A 7,248-nucleotide genomic window follows, 5' to 3' on the forward strand; every position below is an offset into this window, starting at 1 on the left:
ACGCTGCCCTCGGACAAATGTCCTTGGTTTTGTGCGGCCTTTTCGCGCCCTGTGCCAGTCTGCCCCGGTGGCAGACTGATGCGGGGCATTTTTTATTGTTCAAAAAGAGGTGGCCTGATATGAGTTTGCCAAAACGAAATAGTGCGGACGGGCGCTGTTACTGGATGAAGGCCGAGTTACAGGAAGAACCGCAACCGCTCTTTGACCAGTGTATCCAGGATGCCATTGACGGAAGGATCACGCGGCTTGATTCCCTCTGGCCGCCGGTAGTGGTTAGCAGTCAAGGCGCGCCCTTTGCGGTGCACGATCTGGTGAGGGAATGGACTGTAGCGCAGCAGGCCGAGACCCTGGATGTGGAAAAGGCCATTGCTTTCAGCGAAAACCTGCGCCGCCAGAGCCGGTGGGGTGAAATTGACTACTACTTACTTGGCCTGTTGAAACGGGAGCTACAAGAGAAGTATTTTGTCGTGACAGGCAATGAAGATGGCCACTTTTGGAATCGGGGGTATTCCCTGAAACCAGGTATCCGTGCAGAGGAGGTCCCGGAGCCGCTGCTGCGTTTTGCCTGCTATGTGGCGGTGGACTATAAAGTGTATGGTTTGAACTTTGAGTATCTAGACACCAATTACCTCTTTGGATTGGTTGAGAAAGTCCGTCCCGATATGGTGAAAAAGCTCCGGGAAAATGGGACCGGCAGGCTGCCGATCAGCCTGCAAAAGCGGAAAACAGAGCACTTCACCGCATCGGCCAACGATGCCTTTGCCGTTATTCGTATTACTGCCAGGGACAACACAGAGGAATGCTGCCATAAAGTGCTGGACTACCTGTGTGAGATTCTTTCGCAGGAGGATTTTCCCCGCAGTTATGCGGTAGAGTTCAAAGGACCAGAAAAGAGGTATCTGCCCATCACAGGGCTGCCCAAAAAGGGAGTAAACCAGCTCTTTGCCTGTGCCGTGCAGTATCCTGGCCTCCACCCCCTGATGGAACGGTACGCCCGGCTTGCCATGCGGCAATATGAGCAGTACACCAATCTCAGCGATGAGCAGTGCGCGCTCCCCGGAAGTTTTGCTGTGTTCGCCCTGGGAATGTTGGGGCAAGCGTGGCGGCAGCTGGTATGGGATTATCTCGACCTCTGTGATGATGAGCACTCCCACTTATAGGAAAAATTTCTCCGGGAGTATGTGAAACAATTCGGATTTACCGCCGATACCGTCCCTGTGTTTGTCCGTGGGGTGCTGTCCATGCAGAACATGAAATATTCCAAGGACTATACCGCGTGGATGGCAAATGCAGAAAGTCTGGACGCTCTGCTGGAAGTAAAAACTCATCTGTCCGAGATCGTTCCAAGCGGTTTTTCCTCCGACGATGATGACGATGAACTCACCCAGGAAGCAGAAGCCAGCCCAGAGGAAGTGCTGCAATACGCATGGGAAACGATCTGCTATGTGATCTGGGGCAAAGCCAGTGCCAAGGGTGGTCAGAAAGTGGTGGAAGCAGCGCCAGAGGAACTGATAGAGCGGTATCAGGAAATTTTTGTATAGACTATCAGGAGGATTCGGATGAGTGAAGTAAGCTATTTAAATGTACCTTCCATGATGGCTGCCATCCAAAGCGGCGACATAAAGGCGCTTGGTTCCCTGCTTCATGCAGGGCATTCTCCCAATGAGCCGCAGTGCTATCAAGTAATGATTGGAGAGTGGCCCCGGGATGGCGAAGCCTCTCCGCTGGAACTGGCTGTGCTGGAAAATCGGATGGACATGGTGCAGCTCCTGATCGAATCCGGAGCAGATTTGACCCATAACCCGGAAGAATTGCTTTATGGCTCCCTGCGCAGCCAAGATCTGACCCTGTTTTCCTTTTTGGTAGATGCGGGCGTCAGAATCCCCGCAGGGCAAAGGGATATATGCAGGCTGTTTCTCCACTTGGTGGATCGGCATGAGCCTAACGTGCTCCCCATTTTGGAAAGGCTGGGCATGGATTTGAAACGATACGGCGGTGAAGCCCTGCGCAGTATGGCGAGCCATGGGAACCAGCTGTTGGTGGAGTATCTGATTCAAAACGGGGCGGACATCAACTATCACAAGCCAGATATGGTGTTCCCCTACGCTTCTACGCCTGTCACTGAAGCTGCACGGCACAACGATTTTTCTATGGTGCGCTGGCTTGTGGAGCAGGGTGCAGACATCACCATCCCAGATAAATACGGTGACCGGCCCTACACCGTGGCAGTGCAGAACAAAAATCAGGAAATGGCCGCCTACTTAAAAGCTCTGGAGCCGGAGGAATGGCACAACGAACAGGAAAAGGCGCGTCAACTCATGCCTTACAAGCTACCTGCCAAGCTGGTGGAATATTTAAAGACCGGCCCCTTGCGTCTGGAATTTCCAAAGCGGGAGCTGGTGAAATGGGCGGAACTGTACCCCTACATGGATGTGCAGGAGATGACCTGGAAGCGGAAAAAGCTGCTCTCCCTCATGGCGAAAATGGACAATTACAGCGACTATTTGCTGCTGTGGAGTCCCAAAGATAAGAAACTCTGGTATCTGGACATTGAGCATAAGGAGTTTCATCCGTTAGCCAAATGGGAGGAATTTATTGCTGATCCCGGAAAATATCTTAATGGAATGATTGAGGGCGAGTTTGAGGAATAAGGAGAGAAGCAAAATGGAACAGGCATACTGCACCGCAGTTTTCTGGCGCGGCGGAGAAAAGATTGATCTAAATGGACTGAAACCAGATGCAGTACGGTGTCTGTCTGTGACGGGAGAGCGGAAGGTGAATCTGTCCTTCCTACGAGATTACCCCAATCTGGAGGAACTGACCCTAATGGAAAAATGTGAGAGTGTAGAAGTTCTCTCCGAGCTAAAGCAGCTTCATACACTGTCCCTATGGCTGTCGGCCCCTGTTTCCTGGGACACTGTTTCTCTCCCCGGCCTGCGTATCCTCCACCTGCGTGGGGAAAAGAATGGCGACATCACCCCGCTTCTCTCCAGCATTACCTATCTCCATTTGGAGGAAATGCGGAAAACGGAAGATCTCTCCCCTTTTCTGACACCAGCAACACAACTTCAAAAACTCTATCTTCAGTCACTGCCAGCTGTGCAGAAACTACCGGCTCTGGATGGGCTTTCTTCCCTTTATGCCCTGAAACTCTATGAGCTGCATAAACTCAGCGATTTGTCCGCCCTCTCTCACAGCCATTTGCGCTACTTTGCCGCCTCTCTGATCGGGGATAAACTCTCCACCCAGGCGCTGGCAGATGCTGTGATGGCGATTCCCAATCTGGAGGCAGCCGCGCTCCAGCTGGCGGATCGCTCCGAGCGGCGCTATGGCGGTGTCCAAAAAGCCTTTGCCGCCGCTGGGAAGTCCCCGCTGTTACGGGAGGAAATCAGTGCTTTGACCACATGGCTGTCGCTATGATGTAGGAAATGGGAAAAGGAGAAACTACCTATGGCAGAGTTCAAACAAATCATAGATGATGCGCTGGACATTCTAAAATTTGACGGAGCCGTACAGGACACTCTGGCGGAACTTCGAGGGAAATGGGGCGCACAGGTCCCGGCGCTGCTGGATGAACGCTTTGACGCCATCGGCATCCAATATATGAAATTGCCCCATGAAAAAGGAGCGGCGGCCTTGGGGCAGGAACTCTCTGCCTTCGGCTGGGCGTTGTATAACCTGGACGATGAGGACGAGTATCTGTTTGCCTTGATCCCAGAAGAAGAACGCAACGAATGGGAACGCTACTGCAAAAAGCGGGGGCAATATTGCTACCTGATGAAACAGCAAGGGCGAAAATGGGGCGACCATGCCAAGGAGCAGGACCCTGGGAAGCGGATGCCCTGCGAGGAATACATACTTCAGGATGAGTACGATTATTTCTTCAACTCCCTGGCGGGTGATTATGCGGCGGGCGAATGGAAAAACCAGGATGCAGAAGAATGGAAAAACGGCTGTGTGGCCGATCTGCGCCAGCGTCCGCCCCAGGTGACCCGCGCCCACAGTTTGCCGCACCTTGGGTGCCTCACTTATTCCGCAGAAAATGGACTCTATGCCGCGTCCAGAGCCACTGGCAGCGGGACTATTGGGCGGGCATTACTGAGCAAGAATCCGGCTACCCTCAACTGGGCCGAGCCCTCCCCTATCGCCTATGACGGACCGCCCCGGACCCTGTGCTGGGCTGACCATTCCCTCTGGGTGGGCGATCCCACCAACGCCACACGGATTGAACTCACCGACCGGGGCACCTGTCAGGATGTGAAAAACTGGCCCCTGCCGGAAGATGGATGGAGCACCAAATACCATTGTGGCATCGTGACAGACGGGTTGGGCCGGGTCTACTTTTCCAACGAGTGGTACAAGGGGCAGATTTACCGCTGGGAAAACGGCAAGGTCACAAAACACACCTTCTGTCTGGATGGATACGACCATTTCTCCGAAGCTGTTCCCGTTTCCGGCACAGGCCGCATTACCATGATCCACGCAGTCAGTGGCAAGGGGCGGATGGAAGAATGCCTGCTGGAACTGGACATGGCCACCGGGCGGTGCCGAATTGCCCCCCTGCCCGGCATGGGCGAGGGGCTGAAACTGCGCTGGTTTACCGGGGACTGGCTGCTGGTGCAGGGAAACGGCGAAATCCTCACCGATGACTTTGCCCAGCTCATCAACATGACGACGCGCGAGGTGCTGCGTATCCGTCCGGAAATGTTCGGCGGGGAGAAAATGCAGCACATCGGAATTCTCACTGATGGCACGGTGGTCATCGTTACCCGGCGGGATAGGGTTGGACCGGTGTTTCGTTATCCCATCGACTTCTGGGGTTTCCTTCGGACGGCAAACAAGCCCAAAAAGCTGGAATGGCGGGAGTACAAAGAAGTGTACCCGAATCTACCCATCTTTCTACCGCCCAAGGCCACGAAGCGAAAAATCATTCTCAAAAAAGACAGCCTGACCATCCTGGGGTCGGTATTTACGCCGCCGTTTACCCTGTCGCAGCTGGCGGAAAAGCTGGGGCCCGCCCGCATTGTCCTGCAAAATGGAACACGGAAAAGCCCCATGACTGGCCGAGAGAGTCCCTATACCCAGGCACTTGCTTTGTGGGACGAGCTTGGACTCCAGGGCTGGCTCGCGGAAGATGAACAGACCATCCAAACCCTTGGTATCCGGGTAGCGGCACAAGGAGAGTATGCGGTGCGGCAGACATTTGACGGAGCAGTTTGGATCGGGTCCAAGGACTACCGAGAGGCCAGCTGGAAGAATTTCGCCGGATTTGCCCACACCCTCAAATTAGGCGGCTTTACCGTTTATACCCGCTTGCCGGGTCCTGTTCCAGAGGAGCAATCAGCGCAGAAAGCAAAGCTGGAGGCCCTCTCCGCTATGGTACAGATCAGCTGGAAAGAGCCAGAGAATAAGGCGGCGAAAGTGCAGAAATACAAGTTATCCAAGCCGACTGAACCAGTGCTCACCTTTACCAGCTTCAACTTCAAGCTGGCGGTTATGGAAGTCCTGATGTACGAGAAAGGGTTACTGGCTCCAAAACTGGATACCCATACGTTCGTCCGAGAGTATCGTCGACGCAAAATCGACCTTGACGCGGAAGGGTATGAACCCATCCCCGAGATTCGGAAGTGGCTGGAACAATACCCCATCCCGGCGCGGCTGGCCCCGGAGGTCACAGAAATCGAGATGGATGGCGGCAGCGAGATTTATACCCAGCTCTGCCCCTTCTGGGATGGCGAGGACGGAGCCTTTGATCTTAATACCATTACGGAAGCGGAACTGCGCCAGTTCCCCAATCTCAAACATATGACCCTCATGTCCTCCAAGCCGGAACAGGTGCTGCCGGTTCTGGAACAGTGCAGTATCAAGGCAGACTTGCTGTGAGGTGAAAGCATGAAAGCGAAACTAAAAGTGATAAAGAACTGGGCGTTCGAGGAATTTGAACTGACGGGAACTTCCTTCAAATACAGCCCCACTGGATGCAAAGGTATGGTCGCCCGCAGCGAGGATGAAATTGTGTTTTGGACCTATCATCTCGCGCAAAAGTGCAGCGGCGTTTTGTGGGTCAAAGGCGAAGTTTTCAGGTGGATTCTCAGCCCGGAGCCGAAAGAACAGCAAGATGTTTGGGAAGATCCTGTCTTGCTCTCATGCGGCAGAGGAATCCTGTTGGTTTGCCCGGCCAGTAAATCCCTTTGGTTGATGCCTCAGATGGATGGAGAGTGGATTCCAATCCCCATGGATAATTGGTGTGCCCAGGGTATTCCCAAGCCTGTGGCTGTCACTGGAAGTCAGGGCGTTTTCCCTGTTGTGTGCCGAGTGGACAACTACGCTGATGCGACCAACAGCTTTACCACCCTGACGGTAAACTTTGAAGCCATGACTGCACACTGGGCAGAAAGCGGCTCTTGTGTATACAGCAAAGCAGGAACCCGACAGACCCATTTGGCGGCGGTAGAGCGAGCTGGCGGAAATTTTGCCCAGGCAGACTTTCACTACAACTATCCTATGATTGGCTCCATACTGGAACAGGATGGACAATTTTATGCCTTCTTGGAAAGCAGCACCATTAATCCGGCGGGCCTTTCTCTCATGGGCTACTATTGGTATCTGGAACTGGAGGAAAACGGACTATTCAAAAAGAAACTGTGGGGCAAAGATAATTTAAGCCGCCTGCCCGGAAAACACGGGATGCGCGGAAAATTCTCCGGTGACAGGACTTGCCTGATCCTATCTCCCATTTTTAAGAATGATGACTGGAAGGGTAAACAAAAGGTGCTGCGCCTTTCGGATCTGGCGCTGATCGACCTTGCCATGCCCCGTGGATACGCTTCCTTCCATGTGCTGGATGTATGGGGAAACCGGGCATTTCTCAGTGATGAGAAAGACAAGCTGGTTCTTTGTGAAATGACCTTGGAGTAGTTATGAGGTAAACCAATAGAATTATTTGCAAAAAGAATGATTTGGGAGTTGGACAATGAGGAAGGACTGTCCTGCCTGTCCTTTGAACTGGAGGATGGCTACTTTACACTCTCCCGCAAGACCGGCGCGGAAGCACTCCGCTTAGAAATGAATGATCCAGCCAATGGTCAGTTGATTGACCCGGACTGTTTTGAATATGCCCTTGATAATACCAGGTTTCGTCTAGAGCAAACCCAGAAAATAGAGTGAAGTCACCGCCGCACTGTACAGCAGTGGTATGATAAATGTGGAGATGATGAATATGCTTCACAATGAATCACGGAACTTATT

At 53.0% G+C, this 7,248-nt stretch carries 5 protein-coding genes and 1 pseudogene; all 6 read left to right on the forward strand.

The window, feature by feature from the left end:
- Positions 1-164 precede the first annotated feature (164 nt).
- The 6 genes and pseudogenes from B5F27_RS12375 to B5F27_RS12400 all read left to right on the forward strand — a co-directional run bounded on the left by B5F27_RS12375 (position 165) and on the right by B5F27_RS12400 (position 7,167).
- Positions 165-1,541: pseudogene (locus B5F27_RS12375) on the forward strand (DUF6138 family protein).
- An 18-nt stretch (positions 1,542-1,559) separates the two neighbouring features.
- Complete coding sequence (locus B5F27_RS12380) at positions 1,560-2,651, forward strand: ankyrin repeat domain-containing protein (protein ID WP_206423004.1); 1,092 nt, start codon at positions 1,560-1,562, stop codon at positions 2,649-2,651.
- A gap of 13 nt (positions 2,652-2,664) precedes the next feature.
- Complete coding sequence (locus B5F27_RS12385) at positions 2,665-3,420, forward strand: hypothetical protein (protein ID WP_087368208.1); 756 nt, start codon at positions 2,665-2,667, stop codon at positions 3,418-3,420.
- A 30-nt stretch (positions 3,421-3,450) separates the two neighbouring features.
- Positions 3,451-5,883, forward strand: coding sequence for a hypothetical protein (locus tag B5F27_RS12390; RefSeq protein WP_087368210.1), 2,433 nt, complete (start codon positions 3,451-3,453; stop codon positions 5,881-5,883).
- A 9-nt stretch (positions 5,884-5,892) separates the two neighbouring features.
- Positions 5,893-6,918, forward strand: coding sequence for a hypothetical protein (locus B5F27_RS12395; RefSeq protein ID WP_087368211.1), 1,026 nt, complete (start codon positions 5,893-5,895; stop codon positions 6,916-6,918).
- 48 nt (positions 6,919-6,966) lie between these two features.
- On the forward strand, positions 6,967-7,167 hold the full coding sequence (locus B5F27_RS12400) for a hypothetical protein (protein WP_242962186.1): 201 nt from the start codon (positions 6,967-6,969) through the stop codon (positions 7,165-7,167).
- Positions 7,168-7,248 lie beyond the last annotated feature (81 nt).

The sequence above is a fragment of the Faecalibacterium sp. An192 genome (assembly GCF_002160175.1).
Taxonomy (GTDB): domain Bacteria; phylum Bacillota; class Clostridia; order Oscillospirales; family Ruminococcaceae; genus Faecalibacterium.

Excerpts from the sequence above, each read along its gene's own strand:
- B5F27_RS12380 (WP_206423004.1), top strand. The coding sequence starts at position 1,560 with ATGAGTGAAGTAAGCTATTTAAATGTACCTTCCATGATGGCTGCCATC.
- B5F27_RS12385 (WP_087368208.1), top strand. The coding sequence starts at position 2,665 with ATGGAACAGGCATACTGCACCGCAGTTTTCTGGCGCGGCGGAGAAAAG.
- B5F27_RS12390 (WP_087368210.1), top strand. The coding sequence starts at position 3,451 with ATGGCAGAGTTCAAACAAATCATAGATGATGCGCTGGACATTCTAAAA.
- B5F27_RS12395 (WP_087368211.1), top strand. The coding sequence starts at position 5,893 with ATGAAAGCGAAACTAAAAGTGATAAAGAACTGGGCGTTCGAGGAATTT.